At 64.1% G+C, this 22,881-nt stretch carries 17 protein-coding genes; 6 read left to right on the top strand and 11 right to left on the bottom strand.

The annotated features are described in order from the left end of the window. Positions 1–5 precede the first annotated feature (5 nt). Both ACF3M1_RS01425 and ACF3M1_RS01420 read right to left on the bottom strand, forming a co-directional pair. Entirely contained in the window at positions 6–2,228 is a 2,223-nt protein-coding gene (locus tag ACF3M1_RS01425) for a TonB-dependent receptor domain-containing protein (protein WP_394003230.1), read from the bottom strand. Positions 2,229–2,576: 348 nt separating this feature from the next. Beyond that, positions 2,577–3,686 (bottom strand): aldo/keto reductase, encoded by a 1,110-nt coding sequence (locus ACF3M1_RS01420; RefSeq protein WP_394003228.1) that lies wholly within the window; start codon positions 3,684–3,686, stop codon positions 2,577–2,579. 112 nt (positions 3,687–3,798) lie between these two features. On the opposite strand from ACF3M1_RS01420, the gene ACF3M1_RS01415 reads away from it, so the two are divergent. After that, positions 3,799–4,692, top strand: coding sequence for a LysR family transcriptional regulator (locus ACF3M1_RS01415; RefSeq protein ID WP_394003226.1), 894 nt, complete (start codon positions 3,799–3,801; stop codon positions 4,690–4,692). 177 nt (positions 4,693–4,869) lie between these two features. Here the strand turns inward: ACF3M1_RS01415 and ACF3M1_RS01410 are convergent, their stop codons facing one another. Beyond that, entirely contained in the window at positions 4,870–6,168 is a 1,299-nt protein-coding gene (locus ACF3M1_RS01410; protein ID WP_394003224.1) for a winged helix-turn-helix domain-containing protein, read from the bottom strand. Here ACF3M1_RS01410 and ACF3M1_RS01405 point away from each other — a divergent pair. After that, entirely contained in the window at positions 6,116–7,804 is a 1,689-nt protein-coding gene (locus ACF3M1_RS01405; RefSeq protein WP_394003223.1) for a S41 family peptidase, read from the top strand. The genes ACF3M1_RS01410 and ACF3M1_RS01405 overlap by 53 nt on opposite strands. Positions 7,805–7,873: 69 nt before the next feature. Here the strand turns inward: ACF3M1_RS01405 and ACF3M1_RS01400 are convergent, their stop codons facing one another. From ACF3M1_RS01400 to ACF3M1_RS01390, 3 genes are all read right to left on the bottom strand, one after another. Then, positions 7,874–8,374: a hypothetical protein gene (locus ACF3M1_RS01400; RefSeq protein WP_394003222.1), complete on the bottom strand. Its 501-nt coding sequence runs from the start codon at positions 8,372–8,374 to the stop codon at positions 7,874–7,876. 162 nt (positions 8,375–8,536) lie between these two features. After that, positions 8,537–8,884 (bottom strand): hypothetical protein, encoded by a 348-nt coding sequence (locus ACF3M1_RS01395; RefSeq protein WP_394003220.1) that lies wholly within the window; start codon positions 8,882–8,884, stop codon positions 8,537–8,539. A 104-nt stretch (positions 8,885–8,988) separates the two neighbouring features. Then, positions 8,989–10,107 (bottom strand): hypothetical protein, encoded by a 1,119-nt coding sequence (locus ACF3M1_RS01390; RefSeq protein ID WP_394003218.1) that lies wholly within the window; start codon positions 10,105–10,107, stop codon positions 8,989–8,991. Between the two features lie 543 nt (positions 10,108–10,650). On the opposite strand from ACF3M1_RS01390, the gene ACF3M1_RS01385 reads away from it, so the two are divergent. Beyond that, on the top strand, positions 10,651–12,030 hold the full coding sequence (locus ACF3M1_RS01385; protein ID WP_394003217.1) for a putative bifunctional diguanylate cyclase/phosphodiesterase: 1,380 nt from the start codon (positions 10,651–10,653) through the stop codon (positions 12,028–12,030). A 757-nt stretch (positions 12,031–12,787) separates the two neighbouring features. Beyond that, complete coding sequence (locus ACF3M1_RS01380; RefSeq protein WP_394003215.1) at positions 12,788–13,270, top strand: hypothetical protein; 483 nt, start codon at positions 12,788–12,790, stop codon at positions 13,268–13,270. Positions 13,271–13,556: 286 nt separating this feature from the next. Here ACF3M1_RS01380 and ACF3M1_RS01375 read toward each other — a convergent pair whose 3' ends face one another. From ACF3M1_RS01375 to ACF3M1_RS01355, 5 genes are all read right to left on the bottom strand, one after another. Beyond that, positions 13,557–14,024, bottom strand: a complete 468-nt coding sequence (locus ACF3M1_RS01375; RefSeq protein ID WP_394003213.1) for a hypothetical protein — start codon at positions 14,022–14,024, stop codon at positions 13,557–13,559. A 32-nt stretch (positions 14,025–14,056) separates the two neighbouring features. Continuing rightward, a protein-coding gene (locus ACF3M1_RS01370; RefSeq protein ID WP_393999965.1) for an IS3 family transposase occupies positions 14,057–15,171 on the bottom strand; the annotation gives its coding sequence in 2 pieces (ribosomal slippage) (positions 14,057–14,919 and positions 14,919–15,171; 1,116 coding nt in all). Between the two features lie 67 nt (positions 15,172–15,238). Continuing rightward, positions 15,239–15,490 (bottom strand): hypothetical protein, encoded by a 252-nt coding sequence (locus tag ACF3M1_RS01365; RefSeq protein WP_394003211.1) that lies wholly within the window; start codon positions 15,488–15,490, stop codon positions 15,239–15,241. A gap of 222 nt (positions 15,491–15,712) precedes the next feature. Continuing rightward, positions 15,713–16,099: a hypothetical protein gene (locus tag ACF3M1_RS01360; protein WP_394003209.1), complete on the bottom strand. Its 387-nt coding sequence runs from the start codon at positions 16,097–16,099 to the stop codon at positions 15,713–15,715. Beyond that, positions 16,096–21,573 carry an RHS repeat-associated core domain-containing protein gene (locus ACF3M1_RS01355; protein WP_394003207.1) on the bottom strand — a complete coding sequence of 1,826 codons (5,478 nt, stop codon included), beginning with the start codon at positions 21,571–21,573 and terminating at the stop codon, positions 16,096–16,098. The genes ACF3M1_RS01360 and ACF3M1_RS01355 overlap by 4 nt, the downstream gene beginning before the upstream one ends. Before the next feature lie 272 nt (positions 21,574–21,845). On the opposite strand from ACF3M1_RS01355, the gene ACF3M1_RS01350 reads away from it, so the two are divergent. Both ACF3M1_RS01350 and ACF3M1_RS01345 read left to right on the top strand, forming a co-directional pair. Further along, positions 21,846–22,475 carry a GntR family transcriptional regulator gene (locus ACF3M1_RS01350; protein WP_394003205.1) on the top strand — a complete coding sequence of 210 codons (630 nt, stop codon included), beginning with the start codon at positions 21,846–21,848 and terminating at the stop codon, positions 22,473–22,475. A gap of 215 nt (positions 22,476–22,690) precedes the next feature. Then, a complete protein-coding gene (locus ACF3M1_RS01345) occupies positions 22,691–22,831 on the top strand; it encodes a benenodin family lasso peptide (protein ID WP_394003203.1) in 141 nt (46 codons plus the stop codon). Positions 22,832–22,881: the final 50 nt, after the last annotated feature.

Below are 22,881 nucleotides of genomic sequence, written 5' to 3'. Positions count from 1 at the left end.
CGCGCTCAGAACGCGTAGCGCGCGCCCAGCACCATGTGCCGGCCGCGCATCGGCGACTGGTCCTTGACGAACGAGGTATGCACGTAGGCGGTTTCGTTGAGCAGGTTGGTCGCGCGAATGTAGAACTCGGTCGACTGGCGCGGACTCAGCGCCAGGCGATAGGCGACACCGGCGTTGAGCATGTCGTAGCCCGCCGTACGCGTTTCGTAAGACGCGATGCGGTCCTGCGACGCGGTCCTGAAGTACTCGACGTCCGCCGCGTAGGGCCCGCTCGTCCACTCGTAGCGCAGGCCCAGGCGGCCCGGCGGCATTCGCGGTACGCGGTCGTCTTCGCTGCGCAGATCGGCACGCACGTAGTCGCCGAGCAGAGTCAGCCGGTGCGCGTCGGTCAGTCGTGCGCTGACCTGCCCATCGATCCCGGTGAACGTGGCGTCCGCTGCCGTGTACAGCAGATAGTTGTGCGCGACGCCGGTGGTGTCGTCGGTTTCGATCAGCCGCGCGAACACGTAGTCATTGATGTCCTGGTGGAACACGCCCACCTCGAACTCGACCGGACCACCCGCGCCGCGGAACGTCAGATCGGCCGAGCGCGTGGTCTCGATCAGGTCGGGCCGGTTTGCCGGAAACGTGGGCGACGCACTGCGCGAGCGCACGAGTCCGACCTCGTAACTGTTGGTGGCCAGGTTGTTGCCGTAGGCGTAGAGCTCGCGCACGCCGGGGGCGCGCTGCGTGCGCCCGAGCGAAAGTGCGACCGCGTAGCCGCCATCGATGTTCCAGGTGCCGCCGACCGATGCAGAGAACGGGTTCTGACGGGCGTCCGGGTTGCGAGCGGTGTAGCTAAGCGTCACCTCGTCCCGGAGCACCTGCTCCCAGTCCGGCCCGTACCAGCCTTCGAACAGCGCCTGGTACGTGGGCGTCAGCGAATGCCGGAATCCGGGCGCGGGCGCCGTGATGGTCCGCCAGTCCTTGCGCAGGGCGATGTCGAGATCGAACGGCCCGAAGGCACGATGCTCGCTCAGGAATACGCCGTAATTCTCGGTCACGTGTGTGTAGGGCGGCACCAGCGCATAACCGTTCTCGGGAAACGCCCGGTGCAGCGTGTTGACGTTGAGCCCGCTGAAGGTGCCGTCGGTGTACTGCACGCCGAAGGTCCCCGTGAATCCCCAGAGTGGCGCATGGGTCAGATCGATCCGGCCATCCTGGACCTCGTTCGTGTAGCGGCTGAAGAGCGCCGGCCCGTCGACCTCGTCGTGCCGGTAATCGGTCGACGACAGGCGCAGCCGGAGATGCCCGAATCCCGGAAAGGGATCGGTGTAGTCGGCACGCACGTCGGTGCGTTCGTTGCGCAGCCGGATACGTGCGGTGTGGTCGTCCGACGAGCCGAACGGATCCTCGTACGAACCATGGGCCTCGCAATGCAGATCGATCCCGTGGGTGTGACACACGCCGTTGAGATGCGAATGCCCGGGCAGTCCGTATTCGGCCTCCTGACGGGTGTGGGCGATGCCGATGTAGCCGCGGTCGGTGATCCACGAGGCGCCCAGCGATCCGGTCGACCCCTCCGCGAACGAGTCCCGCAGTTGTCCGCCGGGGATGTCGTAGTCGTCGCTGTGATGGCGTGCGACCTCGGCGTGCACAGCGAACTGTCCCGCGCCCGCCGTCACCCGGCCGACGCCGGCCTTCTCCTGGTTGCCCGATCCCAGACGCACTTCGGCACCTCCGCTCAAACCGTTCCGCGGAATCGCCTTCGGAATCCGGCTGTCGATCAGATTGACCGCACCGTTCATGGCATTGCCGCCATAGATCACCGCCGCCGGGCCGCGGATGACTTCGATCGCGTCCAGCAACAGCGGGTCGGTCGTGATCGCATGGTCGGGCGATACCGAAGCCGCGTCGAAGAGCGCGGCCCCGTCGGACAGAATTTCGATGCGTGGCAGAGTCTGGCCTCGAATGACCGGCCGCGACGCGCCGCCGCCGAAACTGTCCAGATGGACGCCCGGCAGGCCTGCCAGCGTCTCACCCAGGCCGCCCAGCCGCCGACGCGCGAGCGCGTCGCCTTGCAGCACGGTCGTGGGCAACGCCGCAAGCGGCGATTGCACCCGACGCTCGCCAACCACCTGGAGTTCGTCGAGATCGACGGGGAGCGAAGAGGACGGGCCCTGGGCGAACGCGCCCAGTGGCGCGAGCAGGATGCTGGCGACGGTGGAGGACAACACGCGGGTTTTCATTCTGGGTCTCGTGGGAGGAAGGCGGTTGCGCGCACGCGGCGCGGGCCCCGGTGTGTGGGTGCCGCGCTGCCGACCTGCGCGCCGGATCCGAAGATGCCGGCCCAGAATTGTAATGTAATAATATAACTATATAGAAGTCGGATTCGCGATGTGCTGAAGCCACAGCCCTCGATCTATGCGGCCCACGCTGTGGCTTGACCGTCTCCTTCAGTGCGCCCTTACCGGTGCCAGCGACTATCTGCCTCGGTCGATGATCGACATCAAAGAAGGGAGACCGCACAAGCGCCGGCCGCGCTGCGCGTCATGGCCGCCCTCGAGGCCGCGCAGCACGGGTGCGCCCCTGATTCGCTACCGCTGCCCCCACCCCGCAGCATGCTCGACCCCGAAACGCATCCGCGGCGGCAGCTGGAATATGAAGTACGGGTTGAGCGATGGCGGCCGGCTCGCGTCGTCCAGACGCTGCTGCTGATCCTCGGTCAGGGTGATGTCGAGCGACGCGATGTTCTGCTGCAACTGCGCGACGCGGCTGGCGCCCACCAGCACCGACGACACGCCGGGCTGCGCCACCGTCCAGGCCAGTGCCAATTCCGCCATCGACCGAGCCTGCTCATTGGCCACCTCGCGCACCACGTCGACGATGTCGAAGTTGCGCGCGGTGAACAGCATGCCGCCGAAGGGATTGTCGCCGTCGAGCCGGCCCTCGTCGTCCTCGCGCGCCCCTTCGTCGCCCGACGCGTCTCCAGGCAATGTCGAGCCGCGCGTAGCCTCGGCAAGTTTGTCGCGGCCGTACTTGCCGGTCAGCAGGCCACCGCCCAGCGGGCTCCACGGCACCAGGCCGAGGCCGAGCGCGTCGCCGGCGGGCAGCACTTCGAATTCCACGCCGCGATCGAGCAGCGAGTACTGGTACTGCAGCCCGATCGGCACCGGCAGCCCGTGCGCCTGCGCCAGCGTCGCCACGCGCGCCACGTACCAGGCCGGCGTGTTGGAGAAGCCGTAATGCAGGATGCGCCCGGCGCGCACCGCGTCGGTGAGCGTCTGCAGCACTTCCTCGGGCGGCGTGATCCGGTCCCAGACGTGCATCCAGTACAGATCGATGTAGTCGGTGCGCAGCCGGGCCAGCGAGCCGTCGAGCGCGGCGCGGATGTTCTTGGCGCCGTTGCCGCCACCGTGGGCATTGCCCTGCATGCGCGGAAAGCCGGACTTGGTCGCCACCACCAGGCGTTCTCGGGCGCCCGCATCGGCGATGAACTCACCGAGCATCGCCTCGCTGCGGCCATCGCTGTAGAGGTCAGCGGTGTCGACGAAATTGCCGCCGGCGTCGACATAGGCGTCGAAGACTGCACGCGACGCCGTGGCGTCCGTGCCCCAGCGCGGCGCACCGAAGGTCATCGTGCCCAGCGCCAGCGGGCTCACCAGCAGGCCGGAGCGGCCGAGGCTGCGGTAATGAGTGAGATCCATGGGAGTGCCCTGCGTGCTCGCCCGCAGTGCGGACCGGACGACCAGCCTAGGGCCCTGGCCCGCGCCTGATTAGCCATTGCCGGGTGCATGGGCCTGTGAGCACACTGCAGCAATGCAGCGCACCCAGCTCAACGATCTGTTCGCCTTCGCCGCCGTGGCCCGCGAGCGCAGCTTCACCCGCGCCGCGGCTGCACTGGGCATTTCACCTTCGGCCTTGAGCCACGCCATGCGCGGGCTGGAAGCGCGGCTGGGCGTGCGTTTGCTCGCCCGCACCACACGCAGCGTGGCGCCTACCGAGGCCGGCCAACGCCTGCTGCAGTCGCTGGCCCCCGCGCTTGCCGGCATCGAAGACGGCCTGGCCGCACTGGATGCCTGGCGCGACCAGCCACTGGGCGCGCTGCGCATCACCACGTTCACCTATGCCGCGCAGCGGGTGCTCGCACCCAGGCTGCCGGCGTTCCTGCTCGCCCACCCCGGCATCGATGTGGAAGTGGTGGTGGACAACGGCCTGACCGACATCGTGGCCGACGGCTTCGACGCCGGCATCCGCTTCGGCGACACCGTCGAGCAGGACATGATCGCCGTGCGCATCGGCCCGGACCTGCGCACGATCGTCGTCGGCACGCCGGACTACTTCGCAAGACATCCCGCGCCGCAAACGCCCGACGACCTCAAGGACCACGCCTGCATCGGCTATCGCCTGCGCACGTCCGGCGGCCTGCTGCCGTGGGAGTTCACGCACGAGGGCCGCGAGATCCGCATCCGCACGCACGGCCCGCTGGTCGTCGACGATGTGGAGGTGGCCCTGGCCGCCGTGCGCGCCGGCGCCGTGCTCGGCTACCAGATGGAACAGGACGTCGCCGAGGACCTCGCATCCGGGCGGCTCGTGCAGGTACTGGATGCGTGGTGCCAGCCGTTCGCCGGCTGCCATCTGTATCACCCGAGCCGGCGGCAGACGCCGCCTGCATTGCGGGCGTTGATCGATGCGCTGCGATACGAGGGGTGAGCGCGGCACGCGCGGTGGCGCACAGCGCCTGACGAACGGCGCTGGATCCGCTGGAAACCGTCCGCTCCGAGTGCGCTCACGCCTGCTCGACCGGGCACACCTGGCCGCGTTCGCCGCGATGCCGCGTCCCGTCCGACGAAGTGACCCGCCTGCGTTCAACCGCACGCATACCCGTCATCAATTCTGTTTGCACGCGGCCGCCGGGCCCAAGCGCAGTTCCAGCTCGAGACACATCCGCGTCGCGGCGGCTTCGTCCCCGCCCGCGGCCAGCACGGCGGCCAGGCCCCGGGTTGCGTCGACGTGCAGGGGTGACAGCGCGAGCACGCGGCGATAGCCGGCTTCGGCACGCGGCAGATCGCCCTGCACGCGGTAGCGGTCGGCCAGCAGCACGCCCAGGGCTTCGTGCCAGTGGCGCACCTGCACCGGATTGTCGTCGTAGGTGAGCGCCATGACGTCGTAGGCACGTTCGAACCACGGCAGCGCCTCGGCCGCATGGCCCGACTGCTCCAGCAGATCGGCGATGTTGATCATCGCCGTCCAGGCATCGGGGTCCAGTTCGACGGCGCGCATGTGCGCGGCCAGACCCGCCTCGGCTTCACCCTGCGCGCTCAGCACCAGGCCCAGGGCCTTGTAGGCCGCGGCCGAGTCGGGCGCACGCGCGACCGCTGTTTCGGCCAGCTGCCGTGCGCGCTGCAACTGGCTGCGCGCCGGCTCGCGGGCCATGTGCCCGTGGGCCAGCGCGTCGCCCAGACGTGTGAACTCCACCGCCTCGGGCCCCGGCGCCGTGGGCCAGCGAATGGCGCGCTGGGCCAGAGCATTCGCCACGCCGGCCATCGCTGCGGCGCTGTCCGGGTCCAGGCCCAGCACGCGCTGGTACAGCTCGAGCGCGGCTTCGTTGTCGGCACGGGAGAACTGGAAGTAGTACTGGTCGGCCCGCGTCAGCATCGTGGTGGTGGTGCCCGCGGCAGGCGGCGTGGGCGGCGCGGCTCCCCGCATCATCATGTAAGCGCCGACGCCTGCCGCCAGCAGGACCACGCCCGCCAGCGCGACGCCATACCGAACACCGCGGGCTGGCGAAGACGACGCGTGGGTGATGCGCACGTCCGGCCCGTCCGCAGACGCGGCCGCCGTCTGTGCCGCGTGCGGGGCGGCCGACGCCGCCGCGATCCATCGATAACCACGTTTGGCGATCGTCTCGATGTAGCGCGGCGCTTTCGCGTCGTCGTCCAGCGCCTGCCGCAGCTTGGACACGGTGCGGGCCAGACTGTCCTCGCCCACCACCACGCCGGGCCACAGCCGGGCCATCAGGTCGTCACGCGACCACACCCGGCCGGGCTCGCTCGCCAGCAGGCACAGCAGGTCCATGACCTTCGGCTCCAGCCGCTGCACGCCCCCGGGCCCGGACAGTTCACCGGACGCAGGCGTGGCCGAGAACGGACCCGCATCCACACGCGCCGGCCAAGTCGTTGACGTCATTGGCAATCCAGCCGCAGGAGAAAAGAATCAGGCAACCGGGAGGATTCGGTCATGGGCTGGCAGGATCACCCAAGCTGTGATGGCCCGGCAAGCCGGCGTTCGTCGGCACGCGTTCGAGGACCTCATGCGGACTGTCTCTTCAATCGCCACCGCTTCGCTGCTGCTCGTCAGCCTGCTCTGCCTGCCAGCCTGCGCCGCGCAACCGCCATCCGAAGCTGCGGCGATCCCCGCTCCGATCGATGCGCCGATCCCGGCCGCCGCGCTGCGCGAGGATCTCGACACGCTGTACGCGCAGCTGCAGGCCGCGCACTACGACCTGTTCGCACGTCGCGCCAAGGTGGATTACGACGCGCTGTACACGACGATGCGCAGCGAGCTGGACACGCCCCTCTCCAGACAGGAGGCCCAACTGCGCTTCACCCGCTTCGTCGCCTTCGGCCGCGTGGCCCACGCGCGTATCGACCTGCCGTTCGAGCGCTGGGGCGTGTTCCGGGAAGACGGCGGCCGGGCGCTGCCGCTCACCCTGCGCGTGGACGGCGAGGACGTCTTCGTCCTCCAGCAAACGAGCGGCGCCCCCGGGATTGCGCGCGGTGATCGCGTACTGGCGATCGACGGCCAGCCGGCGCTGGCGTGGATGCGCAACATGGGCGAGCTGATCGCAGCCGACACCGACTACCTGCTGTACGCGCAAATGGAGCGGCTGTTGCCGCTGCTCGTCTGGCTGCAGCTGGGCGAGATCGACGGCATCCAGCTCACTCTGGCAGACGACGCGGGCATGCCGCGCACGGCCTGGCTGCCCGCCCGCACCCGCGCCGAGGTGGCGGCGACGGAGGCGTCACTTGCCGAGGCGCACGACCCCGACCTGCCGTCGCGCGACGCACGCATGCTCAACGACGGCGTAGCCTACCTGCGCCCCGGCCCCTTCTACGACGACCGCCCGGACGCCGCCGACCCCTGGGACCGCAGCGCCTTCCGCACGTTCATCGACCAGGCATTCGCCGGGTTCCTAGCGGACGGCGCGACCGATCTGCTGATCGACCTGCGCGACAACCCGGGCGGCGACAACTCCTTCAGTGATCTGCTGCTGGCGTGGATTGCAGACGCGCCGTTCCGGTTCAGTCCCGCCTTCGACATCCGGGTCAGCGAGGCCACCGTCGCGTCGAACCGGGCACGCCTGGAGGGCCAGACCGCCGACACAGGCAGTGCCTCGGCCGACCTCGCCAGGCTCTACGACGGCACGCCCCCGGGCAGCCATGTCGCCTACGCGATCCCGCTGGTGGCGCCGCGCGAAGGCCCGCGCTTTGCAGGCCGCGTGCACGTACTGGTGAACCGGCACAGCTATTCCAACGCCGTCAGTGTGGCGGCCATCGTGCAGGACTACGGCTTCGGACGCGTGCTGGGCGAAGAAACCGCGGACCTCGCCACCACCCTCGGCGCCATGGAGCACTTCACGCTGCCGCATACCGGGCTGACCGTCGGCTATCCGAAAGCGCGGATCGTCCGGCCCAACGGCCGCCTGGCGCCGCGCGGCGTGGTGCCCGACGTGATGCTCGCAACGCCACGTGTCGCGAGCGGCGCGGACCCGGTGCTGCAAGACGCCCTGGACGCGATCGTTCGGGATGCGGGCGACCCTTGAAATCGGAGGCTGCGCGCGATTCCGTTTCTCGCCGTTCCGCGCATCCCCGTCACCTGCGCCGATGTCGCGCTACTGGATATAGCTCCACGTCTGGGATTCGCCGCCGTGGTCGCGGATGCGCCACAGGGTGCGCGACAGCTCGCCCTTGGCGCGGGTGCGCCAGATCAGCCGGTCGGCGATCCGCGCCGTCGAGGTAGCTTCGACCCGTGCCCGGCGCCCGCCGGGCAGGATCTCGATGCGCGTGATCTCGACCGCGATGTCGAGCCCGAGCAAACCGCTGGTGCGCTGCGACAGGGTTTCGAACACCGCCAGCCCGTCACGCAGATTGGTGCAGGCCTCCTCGCGTCCCGCATCGATGCGCTGCGGCGCGCCCCGGGTATGTTCAACGCTGCGCACGCGGAAATCGTCGGCCATCGCATCGCACAGCGGCGCGCTGTCGTAACGGCGCATGGCGTCGAGCTGCGTGCGCATGTGGGCACGCACCTGGTCATCGGAAATCCGGCATCCGTGTTCGTACACGAGCAGGCCTACGACCAGCAGCACGATGCCGAGCAAGACGGTCTTGATCACGTTCGAGTCCTTTCGAAGATGGAATGTCGATCCGGCGCCCCTCTGCCGGCACAGCAACGGCATGCAAGGCCGCTGCGGAGCGTAGCGCGGAGCAGACGCGACCGCCATCCGTCCGAACCCGGCCTCGCGCAGGCCGGCAGACGGCATCGCGAGGTGATGGGTTCAATCTCGAGAGGCGGTCGTCGGGAAGGGTCTGACACCCGCCCGCGTGTCCCACCGTGCCTCGCGTGTCGCAAGAAAGCGCACGTGGAATGCCGAGAATCCAACGAGGAATGCAGCGTACGCCGGCTGCAACGACGGATAGGCGGCATCTGCCTCCGGAAAGAAAAACACCACAGGCACAACGATCGTCAGGAACTTGACCCACACCCACACGCGCATCTGCCGGAAGCTGCCGTGACCGAGGTAAGGCTCCATGCTCCCGAGAAACCCCTCAGGCGCCCACGACCAGTAAAACCCGGCGCCGAGCACGAGCCCCCCGACGACGACACCCAGCGTCGCCGCATCCATCACGCGCGTCCGGCGCCCGCAGTCGTCGCGCTGCGGACTGCCGGCCTCACCTCCCGCAATGCGAAGCCGGCCGCAACCGACTGGAACCGCTCGCTGCACATGCGCTATCGCATCCCGCAGGTTCGACCTTCGCAATGGCCGGTATCGAGAAACTGGATGGCCGAATGCCCGGGATCACCGCTCGGCGGCGGCGCGCCGCGAGCGACGAAGAACGTGGCCGAATGCGCGCCGTACAGCCCGGCCGGGATCTGGAAGGCCTTGAGCACCGTGTAGCTTCGATACGGCACGCTCGGCGCGCGCGAGGCGCTGCCGCCCACGACCGGCGGCACGTCGCGGGTGCCCGCCTGTTGCTGTGCGCGCTCCCATGCCTGCACGTCGGCCAGTGTTGCCGGTCGCAGGATGCCGGCACGCAATGCCGCATCGATACCGGCCTGACCGGCCAGCGGCGTGTCCTTCAACTGGAACTGGTCCGCCGGGGCGGCCGCGGCATCGGTCACCAGCGCAACGCCGGCAGGCAGCGTGCCCACCGCGACGCGTCCATTGCGCGCCTCGTAGGCCACGTCGACCGGGCGTCCGAAGACCTGCCGCGCGATCGGGTTGAGCTTCGCCGATCCGTCGCCGCCCACGTAGGCATAGCCGCAGGCGCCGCGATTGTCGTAGGTGCTCACCAGCACCGGCACATCAGCGGGCAGGCCGGTCACCTGCTGGCGGTGATAACCGGTGACCACCACGGCGACGATCCGTGTGCCGGCCGTCCAGCCCACCGTCCACACCGTGGGCTCGTACGCACCCAGCAGCAGGGCCACCGGCGCATCGGCCTGATGCACGGCCACCTGCATCGTGGTCGCCGTATGCCCGCTCTGGTCGATCTGGAAGCCTGCGGGCGCGCCGGCGTAGCCGCCCGCGGCATACACGCGCGCATCGTCCGGCATCACGAAGCCATCGAGGCGGCACTCGACTGCGGACGACTCGCGTGCGCTGCCCGGCTCGAAGGCGAAGGGCTTGGTCGCGCCGAGCGGGACGGATGTCATGGGCTCCTCGGCCGGCGCGCTGTCGACATGCGCCGTCGCAGCGGGCGTGGCAGGCGCGGCGTCTACGACGGGCTCCGCGTGGCTGGCGCTCGTCTCGACCTCGGTCACGGCCAGATCGGTGCAGCCGGCCACGGCGATCACACCGGCAAGCGTCATCCACCGCATTGCATTGCACATCAGTTTGCGTGCCATGTCGTGATCCATCACCGGAAAGACGGGAATGTAGCGCACGACGCGAGCGTCGTGAGCGGGCGTGCACCAGGAACCGTTCGCCTCTGCCGCGTGAGCCTTTGATTGGCGACACACCGGCCCGACGGCGCGCGACGGACCAGCCCGCGGACACCGCATGCCGCCACACCGACGTCGTTCCTCGCGGCCTGAGGATCACAGCCCGCGTCCGTTCCATGAGCGGCCAGCTCGACTCCAGTGCGTGCACCCGGACGTGGGCATCCAGCCGCTCCAGTGACACGCCCGCGATGCCAAGGCCCAAGCCCGGACCTGGCAATCGAGCGTGGCACTGATCACAGTTCCTGCAGCGCGTCTCCGCCTTCGTGCTGACGAACCCTAAAATGCACGCCGCTGCGGGCGCGTCACGAACGCATCGATCCGAGTCCGACTCTCACCGGGTTGCCGACGAGGCGAAGCACGTAGACCGCACGACGTCGCTGTGCATGCGGCGCGACAACGCGCCTCCCGAATACACCCTGCCCCGCCCGTCCTCCCCGGAAGACGGACGTGCACCTCGCGCTTGCGCTCGAAAGACCCATGCACAGAATGAAACACATCGCCGGTCACGATCGGCATGGAATGCTGAAATTCCAGAGCGCGGCGCGGCGCGAGAAGATCACCGCCATCCTGACGTTGACGGGCGTGGCATCCATCACACTCGGGCTGGCGTGGACGGTGTGCTACTGGTATTTCGATCGCGCAGAACTGGCGGGGCTGTTCTTTGCCGTTGCGGTGGTCGGTGTGCTGGCACTGGCCCGCAGACGGCGAGGCGACGGCAAATCGGTCCTGCTGGTCGCACACGGCATCCTGGTCGCGGTGTGCGGCATCGCGTTGATCGACGCGCCCATTGCATGGGTGCCACGATCGGCGCACATGTTCCTGCTTCCGCTGGCGGCCGCCGCGGCCTTCATCTTCGAAGCGCGCGAGCGCTACGGCTCCCTGGTCTTCCCCATGCTCTGCCTGGCCGCGTTCGCGGCGTTCGCGGCCGGCGCGCTGGATCCACTGGCGCCGGGGATTTCGCCGCCGGTCGAGGTGCGCGAGTGGGGCGCACGCTCCAACATCATCTTCGCCATCGTGCTGCTGGCCGCCATCTTCAAGATCTACCGGGCGGACGTCGGCAAGCGCCTGCAGTTCGAGCGCGAACTGGGACGTGCCGTGCGCAACGGCGAAATCGAGGTGATGTACCAGCCGCAGGTGCGCGGCGACGGCGCAGTCACCGGCGCAGAAGCGCTGGCGCGCTGGCGGCACCCGTCGGGCACGCTGCTGTCGCCCGATGTGTTCATCCCCCTGGCCGAAGAAAGCACGCTGATCAACGACATCGGCCTGGAGGTCCTGCGCCAGGCCTGCGACACGCTCAAGGGATGGTCCGAAAGCGCGCACACAGCGCATCTGCGCATTGCCGTCAACGTCAGCCCGATGCAGCTGATGGACGAGGCGTTCACGCCCGCTCTGACCGCCGTCATCCGCCAGGCGGGCATCAACCCCGCCCTGCTGGAACTGGAACTCACCGAGTCCGCGCTGTCCAGCAACACGGCGGCGATCGTCGAACGGATGCGGGCCATCGAGGCACTGGGCATCACCTGGGCGCTGGATGATTTCGGAACCGGCTATTCGTCCCTGGCCACGCTGCGCCAATTGCCGGTGCGCAAACTCAAGATCGACCGCCAGTTCGTGCAGGAGGCCGCCACCCAGGACAGCGCGCAGCGCCTGCTGGGCAAGATCATCGAGATCTCGCAGGTGATGCACATGAGCCCGCTAGCCGAGGGCGTCGAAACCGTCGCCCAGCGCGACCTGCTGATCGGGATGGGCTGCGATCATTTCCAGGGCTATCTGTTTGCGCGCCCGATGTCGGAATCGATGCTGCACGATTGGCTCGACGCACATTGAAGTCGTCGCCCGAGGCGTCGGCCGCCGACCTAAGTCAACTTGGCCAGTTGTAGCCGCGAGGCAGTCGACGACGCGACGGAGTGAACTTGGGACCGTTAACCCCGACAGCTGCTGCCGCTCCGCGTCTCGAGCGAAACCTGTCCCATCAAAAAGGGCTCCCGGCGTTGCCATAGAGCCCTCCTGATCGCTGCATCCAACGGATCGCAACGCCTGGCGTTTAGAAGATCAGCATCAACAGGCCGATGACAACGATCAGGCCGATCAGGAAGATGACGCCGGCAGTGGAGGCCAGAAATTTAAGCATGTCGCTCACCTGTTTACTTCGAAGAGTTGATGGACACGCTACGTGCCGTCGAGCCTGCATGCCGTGAATGCTCAACGGCCGCATGTTCGTACTTGGCTAGCCGGTACGCCCCAGAACGGTGCGAGCGAGCGCATCGGCTCCGGTAAAGCCGAGCGAAATCGCACTCTGACCCCTACCTCTCCACGTCGTGAGAAGTGAGCTTGGCATCGCTGTCTGCGAGGATGCGACACCTTCAAAGTCATTAGGAAGCCAGCGGTAGAGGTACCAGTCCGCATGACTCGAGACCGGATCTTCTCTTTGGCAGGCAGCTGGTGCGCCATTCAACCGCGGCTATGATGCGGAGCATGATCGACAGGGGATTGCGATGATCACCGGTGCAGATGTTCAAGCCGACACCGAACAGGCGAACTGCCCGTGACGCGCGCCGTCGCACCAGTCCCATCGGGACGTATCGTGACAGCACGCAACGTATTCCAGTGGATGAGCTATCTGCAGTATCCGGCTCTGCTGGTCGCGTTGTACTTCTCTGTACGCGTGGGCATTGCGGCCACTGACGTGGCCAGATCGGGCTGGGGCGGTGTCTACGAAGCGGCGAACATGGTGCTACTGCACGGAGGCATCGGCATTGGCCTGTCGTCGCTGCAGGATCCAACACGGACCCAGAACACGGTGTCGCGGCGCATCTGGGAGCACCCCCGCAAAGGCCGCTGGATGCTGGGCCTGCTTGCGGCCTACGCGTTCGGCGCGATGACATTGGGACTTGCAGGTGCCTATATGTCGGGCGATCCGGTGCTGAGTCAGCTGTCGCTCGGACTGCTTGCCTTCGGCCTGGGCATGGTGGGGCTCCTGCGAACCGCGATGGAGATGCGCGAGCACCACCGGCTCGACCGCTACCTACAACCGGTCGACGCCGACGCGATGGATTCGACGCCGTAAGTGGCAGCCTGCCTCAGCTGCAGACGGGGCGGAACCGGTGGAACCCAGCAGCAGCCGGGGCAAGGACGTGAACCCGACACCCTTATCGGCCCCGCCCGCCCCCTGACACCGTTAGCTCCCCAAAAGCACATGAAATCGCTCTCTGACCCCTGTTTTTGCTGCTCTGACCCTACGCACTGGCGCCAACCATGTGAGCGCAGTACAGCCCTCTGCGGAATCGCAATCTGATCCCTCTTTTCTCACGCGGTTGAGTAAACCTGGCGCTGTTGGCCGCCGTATCGCTCGCTTAGGGCGCCCGGAATTCGATTCCGAGGCGCTGCAGCGTTTCGATCAGTTGCTCGCTCATCGCGCGATCAGGGAAGCCTCGGATGTCGGCCAGATACTCCATTGCGCCCGCGGCGACGACGTCGCCCTTGTCAGTCTGAAGCACCCAGCGGGCGCTTGACCTGACGTTCTTGGGCGCAGCCACGTAGCCAGGCGTCGTCACCCACTTCGCGCCGTGTCCCGCGTCTCGTTCCTGGCGCCCACGGTACTCCCACCCATTGAAGCGCGTGATCGACGCTGGCAGGAAGACCAGCCTATGGCTCACAGCTGCTCGCCGCTCGGCCTCCACGTTGTCGGCGATGACCGCTTCCACGGCTTCTTCCGCCCCGGCGCCGTAAGTGAGAACAGACCGCTCCATCGTATCGACGACCGATCGCCCCAAAGTCGCGCCAGTGCGAGCAAGGGCAGCGCTTCCGTCGAGACTCGACACCGCAGCGCCTTGTGACTGCGTAAGCTCCCCCGTCAAGCAGACACTTCAAAAGTAGAGCTTTCGGCGTGGTGTCTGCGGTACTCGAGCGGGGTCATTCCGCCGAGCGAGTCGTGGGATCGTTCTTCGTTGTAGTCGATCATCCACCAGTGGGTGGCTTCCCGGACGTCGTCGAGACGGACGAAGAGATTGAGGTCAAGCACTTCCTCGCGGAATGTGCGATTGAAGCGCTCGATGAAGGCATTCTGATTTGGCTTGCCGGGCTGGATGTACTGCAGCGCCACGCCGTTCGCCTTGAGCCAGTTGGTGAACGCATCGCCCAAGAACTCGGGACCGTTGTCCGAGCGCACGACCTGCGGCAAACCATGATCGCGTTTGATCTGCTCGAACACACGGACCAGCCGTTGCGAGTTGATCGACGTGTCCACTTCGATGTGCAGGGCTTCTCGGTTGAAGTCGTCCACGACGTTGAACGTGCGAAACCGTCTGCCGCAGGCGAGCGCGTCGCTCATGAAATCGACAGACCAGACCGTGTCTGGCAGCCTCGGCACATAGAGCGGCACCCGCTCGCGCTTGGGCAGGCGCCGTTTGGCGGCGCGGCGCAGGTTGAGTTTCATGGCCTTGTACACGCGATAGATTCGTTTGGGATTCCAGGCCGGCTGCTGCTTGCGAAGATGGTTGCTGCACTTCCAGAAGCCGCGGCTGGGGTGCGCCTCAACGAAGCGCGCGATTTCAGCGATCAGCTCGGCATCGCGCACCGTCCAATCCAGAGGCGGCGCGTACCACGCCCCTCGCGACAAACCGACGCATGCGCAGGACCGGCGCAGCGGCCGCGCGTGGACCTCGACGAGGAACCGCACGGCCTCGCGCTTGCGCGCCGGCCCTAGAGTTTTTTTGCGATCAGGTCCTTCATCGCTGCGTTGTCGAGCGCCAGCTCGGCATACATCCGTTTGAGCTTGGCGTTCTCGGACTCGAGCTCCTTGACCCGCCGAAGCTCGGAGGCCTCCAGGCCGCCGTACTTGCTCTTCCACTGGTAGTACGTCGCGGTGCTGATGCCGACCTGGCGACAGATGTCTTTGACCGGCACGCCTGCGTCGGCCTGCTTGAGCGTCGCGATGATCTGCGTCTCGGTGAACTTCGATGTGCGCATGGGACCTCCTGGCTGGGAAACGATGCCAGAAAGATCTACTTATGCGGTGTCTGTCAGACGGGGGAGCTTACGACTGGATCTGCTGCGAAAGGACTTCGGGGAACCGCGCGATGCCACGCCCGAGCCTGCTGTCGCGCTCCACGGCCTCCAAGAGGAACGAGTAGATGTAGATGCCGGTGATCGTGACGCGCTGTGGCCGCTCCGCGCCGGCCGCTGCCATGTCGACGCGTTCGCCATCTACATTTGCGCGTGAAAGTAGGCCTGCAGAGGCCGATGGCGCGACAAGGCACGCCAAGAGAAGAACCAGCGGATGACGCATCGTTTCTGATCCTCAGGGTTGAATCCACAAGGCGACTGGACGACCACACGGGCGCATCCGTTTCGCCCGCCGTGGTTTGACCGAGGCTCGGCACTTGCAGACGTACTGGCGGCGGATATACACCGGCTCAACCGGCACCAGCACCGGCACCGTGGTTATCGGCTGCCGGATTCAGGAGCTTTAGCGCCGATGCCGGCTGAGCCGGAAGTGGCACTCGCACTACTAGTCCGGGACTTCCCGTCCCGAAATCGCACTCTGACCCTTTTTTTTAGCGCGGCTTAGCTTTTTCATCAAAAAAGCTATTAACTCGAACGCCAAATAAACAGCACCCAGCACCCCGAGATAAGTCCAACCACTGCCAATACTGGGTCCACAGTAGGTTTGCGTAAGGCACCTAAAGATGCGCAACACCACCTGCACGTTTACCAAAAATACCGCCGCCACCACCAGCATTGCCAAGGCGGCCAACGCCTTACCTGGCGTATGCGACGGATCACGCCGAAAAAATATCCTCAAAACCTGCCAAGCCCGGAGAGGAAAAAGACCGATAGAAGCAAGCCCTATGAAGCCCAGCACATAAATAAATACACTGAAAATATAAGCGCTCAAGGCCCTCTCCTGAACTGGCGCAACAAGTTTCCGGGCCAGAATGTTCCCGCTTCTACGTGAGGGAATGAAGGCTGGCCGCTTAGCGCGGTCGAAGACATAGCTGCACACTGGAATGGGGCCGCCGATGGCAGATCCATCGCGTTATTTATTATGCTCTCCTCTTCTTTTTGAGAAGTTTTCTTGCAGGTGGACTCCACTACTTGCCCACTGTGGAAACTCCTGAATTTTCCTACATCGGCAGCCTCACCGGTCACAATTCCGCCACTACCACCACCATTTGCAGCTCCATAGGAACCTGCAGGATCGTAAAGCGCCGGGCCGCCTGAACCATCTCCACGCGCCGTGAAAACTGCTGAATGGTCCCGAATTCCGGCGGGACCAACAGTCGTCAGCAAACATGTCTGAAGTCCAAGATAATCAACCGCATTTAGCGGATTCCCCATAACGTAGCCATAGGTATTGAATCCAGCCGCCAGCCCGATGGGATCACTCTGCAGATAGCTTCCGGTCCTTCCGTCATAATCTCGGAATCCGTTGTACCAGTGCCCGGTCTCCGCGTCGAAGTATTGACCCGGGAAGCCAAGGTTGTAGTCGCCCGTCAGAGAATTTGCGGCAATCGCCCGATCGTATGGGAAGTTGGCTGCAATCCAGCGTGCATGTCCTGCCGCATCGCTCACCACTTCAGGTCGCCCCAAGCGATCAGCGTGAGTGTAGAAAATCTGCCCGCCGCGCACAAAGCCAATCGGCTCGCCGCCTATCCAATAATGATCGGTCCATTGGCCGTTCGTGACTTCGGTCAACAGTCTGTTCTGACCCCCATAAACGAACCGACTGTTACCCAAGGGTCCACTCTTTGCAACCCGCTGGCCGAGTGCATTGACCGTGTACGTGGTTGTACCAGCTGGATAAGTCAGCGTTTCGTAGTTTGGATTCATAAACGAGCTTGCTGCGTTCCACGACGCACTACGAAGTCGATTAAACGCGTCGTAGCTGTAGGAGACCGTTGCACCGCCCCAGGAGTTCGTCGCGCGGTTACCGCGAGCGTCATAGGTAAACTGGCGGTGGGAGCTCAGCAATCGATTGCTGGATGGGTCTACAAAATACTGCTCCGAGTTGCCTGCCCAGTTGTGATGAACACGGTTGCTGTTCGCGTCAAACCCGAAGCTCTGATCGCCCACCGGCGACTGCATGGTCTGCAACCGCGATATCGCGTCGTAGCTGAAGTTCTGGCTCCTCTCAGGACTGGCCCAGTTGTGAATTCCAACCAGCTCGTCAACCTCGTTGTAGGAATAGGAATGACCGAGCACACCATGATCGTGAGTGACGGTCATACGACCATCTGAATCATATGAGCGATCTTTGACACGACCATTTCCATAGACAAGTCTTGTCAGACTTCCCGAAGCTGAATACTCGAAACGATTTGCAATGACATGCGTCGCTCCGTTGAACGTTGATTGAACCAGTGCAAGCTGACCTCCACTGTAGCCATAGCCGAGACTAGTACCCCCCGGATAACTAATACCCGCGAGTCGGCCCGCGGAGTCGTAAGAATATCCTGTCCAAAGGTCGTGCTGCGCAGACACGTCGCGGGTCACAGCCGTTCGACCCGCAGGCGTATAACCGAAATGCCGAGTGACTTCGGGCGCGTCGGCGGCACACAGCATCCCTTTGCCGTTTCCGCACCAGTCGTAGCTGAACGCCCTCTGCTCGCCCGGCCCCTCTTCCTTCACGAGACGGCCCAAGCCGTCATATTCGTAAGCCAGCCAGCTTCCATCCTGCCGCGTCATTCTCGTTTTAAGACCCGCACCGTCGTACTGGAACGAGGTTATTCCGCTATCAGGGCTGTTCTGCTGCAATAGCTGACTAAATCCATCGTAGACATACGAAGTTATATTACCGCGCGGATCCTTAGCATTAACCAGGTTATCAAGCGCGTCATAAGAGAAATAAGAGTTATGACCGAGCGCATCCGTCGTGTGCACCACTCTATTGAGCGCATCGTACGCAAACCAAGTTTCTGCGCCTTTCGCGTCAGTGGTCCTACGCACGTTGCCATTGTTGTCGCGGGCATACGTGATTCGCTGGCCATTGTTTCCTCGCTGCACAAGCAGCCGGCCGAGTTCGTCGTATTCGTAGAATACCTGGTAGGACGCGCCAGCTGAGCTGCTTATGCCGACCGACGCACTCTTCATATCCAAGCTTCTGGAGTACGCCGGCTCTACTGGTCTAGGCTGCGCGAGAGCAAGAGACCGCGCCACAATATTAGCGACAAGGCGGTCATCTACCGGCATCGACTGGGGCAGCACGTAACAACCCGGAACGTTACCGCACGGATCGCTAGGCGGAGTCGGTGGCGGGGCATTCGGGTCCCAGGTGTACACAGTTGTGTTTGGCGACTGAGCTCCGAACCAGGCCACGCCGTCATTCACCATTCGCCACTGGAAGTTGAACCCCCCCAGCTCCCACAGGGTGACGACCCAGCTAAACGTTACTGTCTGGCCTGGGACTACCGCGTGCGGCAGGGCGACCCGATGCGTACCCCACCGCATGTTGTCACCGGGATTCTGAGATCCGAGCGAATAGTTTCCAGTCGCCGGAGCCCACGTCGTAGTTCCGTTGTTCCGCATTGTCACACTTACGGCGTAGTTGTAGCCCAGGCCCATGGGCGTAGGCACCGTCTGGCTCACAAACTGCGCAGAGTCGACAGGAGGCACATAAGTAGGGACTACGAACTGCCCGGAGTTCGTAATGAGCGAGTTCTCGCGCCCAGCGGGGGATATCCCATGAATATAGATGGACCTTCCGCCGTAGTGGGATCGCATGGAAACATCAAGGGGAATGGCGAAGCGATGCGCTACGCCATTTGATCCGCACGCGGCCGCTACTTGAGGCTCACTGCCCAAGTCGGCACTGTAGGCGAACGCTGCTACTGCACTACCGGCCGGACCTCCTAGATACATGTGCACGGCAATTGGCGCATCGTAGCCAGTCGAGCAGGCCCAGCCGCTTACCGCGTACTCACCATTGGAAGCCTGAAAGACACCATCAATGACGCCAGTGACGCGCGTATCAGGCGGGTACGGCATGCGATCGATGGTAAGAGAAGTCGGCAACGACATCGCGTTGTAGGCAGTCTTGCGGACAGAATACTGTCCTGTCGCATCCCGCCAGAATTCGGCGACGGGTCTCCGGTGGGCGTCATATTGGTACCTGACATCTACTCCATCTGGGCGCCTAAATAATGCGAGAAGGCCTGCCGTGTAGCTATATGATGAGCGCGACACACTGCCGCCGTCGTTGCTCGTCTGAGCGACCAGCGTCCCACCTGGCGCATACTCCATCTCCACCACATGGCCGTTGGGGGAAACGATTTTCCTAGGATCACCCAGCGCGGTGTGCTCGCTGTACAGCGTCACGTGTTCCAAGCCATTGGCCACTGACACCAAATCCCCATTTTGATTGTATCTTTGCGTAATCCTGTCAAGGACGCCTGGGATCGGGCCATCCACCACCACCGATTGCATTAGCCCGTTGGCGTGCGTCGTGTAGCTAAATGTTGTTGATCTTGATTGGTGAGATGCACTATTGGCGCTGATATTTTTCTCAGTCACAGCAGCAAGTCTCTGATCCGGGCCAAACGACCACTGCGTGTCAAGGTGCCCGGCAACAACATGCGAGACCATCCTGTTCTCTGCATCCCAGCCGTAGAACATCCGCCGCTCAGCAGAAGTCCCCGCCGCTTCGACTTGGCTGAGAAGCAATCCTTTCGAGCTATAGGTAGTGAGGGTCAGGTTGCCATTGAAATCGGTCGTCGCCGAAGGATATCCGTTCGCGTCATAGAGGATCTCTTTGGTAGCGGCAGCGCAGTTCGCCGATGCATGTCCAGAGGCGCCGATCAGTCGCCCGCCTTCGAACTCATATGTCGTAACCTTGCCAAGGGGATTCGTGGCGATGACGCGGCGTATCGCACCCGGCGCTTCCGAAGCGGCGGAGATGCCGACCGATACTGGCGACGACGACTGCACGGACATCATTCCTATGGATCGAGGAACAGTGCAAACGCCTGTCCTCGGATTACATTCACCACCGATAGGCGGCGGTGGTGGCGCGGGCGGCGGCGGTGGCGCGGAGGGGTTCAACACATAAGAAAAGGTATGGCGATTTACTCCGGCGCCATGCTCACTCGAGATGGCGCGGCCATTTCCATCGTAAGCGAAGTAAGAATACCTGGCGCCGTCAATTGACTTTCCAGTGAGACCGCCAGGAAATCTCCCGTCCTCGTAATGATACCGAACCGCCGAGCCACCCTGCCCTGACGACGTTGCTGACGCCAAGCGGTGGCGACCAGTCCCGAACACATTGGCCAAATAGGTATATGTGTAAACGCTACCTTCCGGATCTCTCGCCTGAACGAGTTGACCATTACTCCAAACGAAATTGACGCTGCGCCCGGAAGAATGAACAACGCTCTGCAGATAGTTATTCGAATAATTGAATGTCCAGGAGATTCCCTGCCGATTAGAAACCTTCGTGACGAACCCGCTTAGATTATATGTTTCAACATCGCCCAGCTCCGATTGGTGTATATACTGGCCGTTCGAAAGGGTCACGTAGGCGATTGCCTGCGCCTTGTCCTCAGCCCAGGCGCCCTCCCCCACTCTGTTGAATTTGATCCGGCGCCCATCTGGGCGCTGAAGCCACACGACTGTAGCTGCGGCACCCACCCCAGTGGTCGCCAAGCTGTAATCGAAGTTGCTTATCCAATGCTGCCCGAATATTCCGACACCTCCCCAGTAATGGTTATAGGTTCTGGAAAGGTGAAGGGGCATCTCACCTTGAGTGGTGAAGTCGGTTTCGAATTCAACCTTGTTGCCTGTCGAATAGACGATCGGGTTTCCTGCGGTATTTCCGCAATCAATGTCGGGATCGCGCGATTGTGTGAGCTGGCCGACGTAGCCGAGGTTGGGGCGTATTGCCTGCACCGCGGGCAGCGTGGTGATGCTACCTCCACCACCGCCGTCTCTAGGCGCAGTGACACGGACAGTGGCGAAGTTCACCACTCCGCTGCTGGTAGGCCTGGGTGCCGTTACGCTGACCCTTCCGACGCTCGTCGCACCCCCGCCGCCCGTGCCGCCGCCCCCATTCGCAACGACCAAAACTCGATCGAGTTTTTTTATTTTGTCTTTGGCAACACCCGTAGAAGGGGTGAGCGCAGCGAGCACGCCCGACAGGACGCAAAACGCGGTAATGGAAAAAGGCGCGCGGCCGGAACGGCCGCATTTAGCGGACTTGCGCATATCCCCTGACTCCCCTGTCATGCGCACTACGCAGCCCAACGCATGCGATCCGTGCGTTGCGAAAATGCCTAGACGGGTTCCGCAAGTCAACCTCTTTCTCTCTTTCGGAACGTCCTTACTTGGCTGAGTTCCGTAGCGATCGAAAAATGAACTTCGAAAGGTGCCATTGGACACTTTCCAATTGTGACAAACGATGCATTTTCAGCGCGACCTCAGCCAGTCATCTATAGCAGTCTTAGGTGGACTAAGCCTGTCCAGCAAGCGCAGTTCTCGCCTAGTCGAATCGTTCAACGACCTGCACGGATCATGGGACTTTGCGGAGCTGCGCACGGCCGATCTACCTCTAAAGCCCGCGATCAGGCACTTGCCGCCACAGGTTCGCAGCCGCCTCGATCCTGTAGTAGCTTCCTAGAGGAGGTAGCTTTAGCGCGACATGGAGGTCCGCAATGATCGAGTTGCATTCCAAGACCGCGTTGCTGCACCGGCAGCTCAGGCGCGCTCTCCAGTCGGGGCGATACCTCCCCGGTCAGCGCATCGACCCGGCCGCCCTCGCCAGGGAGTTCAAGGCCAGCACCACGCCTGTCCGGCAGGCGCTCTATCGGCTCGTCGGCGAGCACCTGATCGAGGATCAGGCGCGCAACGGATTCGTCGTGCCGCTTCCCAGCGAGATCGCGCTGCGCAATCTCTATGACTGGATGGAGCGGCTGCTGGTGATGGCCTGCGACATCGGCGTGGCGGAGCTCGTACGCCAGAGCGGACGAGTCACACCGGTGCCTGCCAATGGCGATCCGGTCAAGCGGACCTGGAAGCTGTTCGACGCCGTTGCCCATGCCACCGCCCACCATCCACTGCACCAGGCCGTGCGACAGGCCAACGATCGGCTCGCCCCGATCCGACGTGCGAAGCATCACCTGCTGACCAGCGCCGACGATGAGCTGGATGCGCTGGCCCACCACTGGGAACGCGGCGACACCGCCGCGCTCAGGCACGAGGTGCGCGCCTATCACGCGCGCCGCAAGCAGCTCGTGCCCTGCATCGTCGCCGTGCTCATCGAGTCCAGCGGTCGTCTGCACTGAGCCAGCGAGCACGTCTTGTTGCGCCGCATATAAAACTGGCTGACGACATGTGGGGATGAGGGGATCGTCCGCGTGCATCGAGGCCCGGCCGCATGAACATCACAGATCCGGATAATTCCCGAATAACACTCGAATAATCATTTGAGAATCAAATGATCCGCTTCCTACGCTGCACGCGTCATGGGACGTCCATGACGCAACCGTAGGAGAACGCAATGAAGACCAACGAAGGCACCCCCGCCGATGCGCGGGACGACGTGATCGAGCTCGGCGTTGCGAGTGTCGAGACGAAGGGTCCGCTGAACAGGGAAGAGTTCGTCGGCGGCACGATCATGGCCGGAATTTCCGACGAGTGATCGGAACACGGGCGCATCTTCGGATGCGCCCTTTTTTCTGGGGAGACGAC

The organism is Luteimonas sp. WGS1318 (assembly GCF_043187535.1).
In the GTDB taxonomy this organism is placed as follows: Bacteria; Pseudomonadota; Gammaproteobacteria; order Xanthomonadales; family Xanthomonadaceae; genus Luteimonas.
Note: the sequence above shows the minus strand (reverse complement) of the source record. Positions and strands in the feature narration are given on the sequence as shown.

Coding starts and splice junctions, on each gene's coding strand:
- ACF3M1_RS01390 (WP_394003218.1), bottom strand. CDS start 10,107: ATGGCACGCAAACTGATGTGCAATGCAATGCGGTGGATGACGCTTGCC.
- ACF3M1_RS01410 (WP_394003224.1), bottom strand. CDS start 6,168: ATGACGTCAACGACTTGGCCGGCGCGTGTGGATGCGGGTCCGTTCTCG.
- ACF3M1_RS01420 (WP_394003228.1), bottom strand. CDS start 3,686: ATGGATCTCACTCATTACCGCAGCCTCGGCCGCTCCGGCCTGCTGGTG.
- ACF3M1_RS01345 (WP_394003203.1), top strand. CDS start 22,691: ATGAAGACCAACGAAGGCACCCCCGCCGATGCGCGGGACGACGTGATC.
- ACF3M1_RS01425 (WP_394003230.1), bottom strand. CDS start 2,228: ATGAAAACCCGCGTGTTGTCCTCCACCGTCGCCAGCATCCTGCTCGCG.
- ACF3M1_RS01350 (WP_394003205.1), top strand. CDS start 21,846: ATGATCGAGTTGCATTCCAAGACCGCGTTGCTGCACCGGCAGCTCAGG.
- ACF3M1_RS01415 (WP_394003226.1), top strand. CDS start 3,799: ATGCAGCGCACCCAGCTCAACGATCTGTTCGCCTTCGCCGCCGTGGCC.
- ACF3M1_RS01395 (WP_394003220.1), bottom strand. CDS start 8,884: ATGGATGCGGCGACGCTGGGTGTCGTCGTCGGGGGGCTCGTGCTCGGC.
- ACF3M1_RS01365 (WP_394003211.1), bottom strand. CDS start 15,490: ATGCGTCATCCGCTGGTTCTTCTCTTGGCGTGCCTTGTCGCGCCATCG.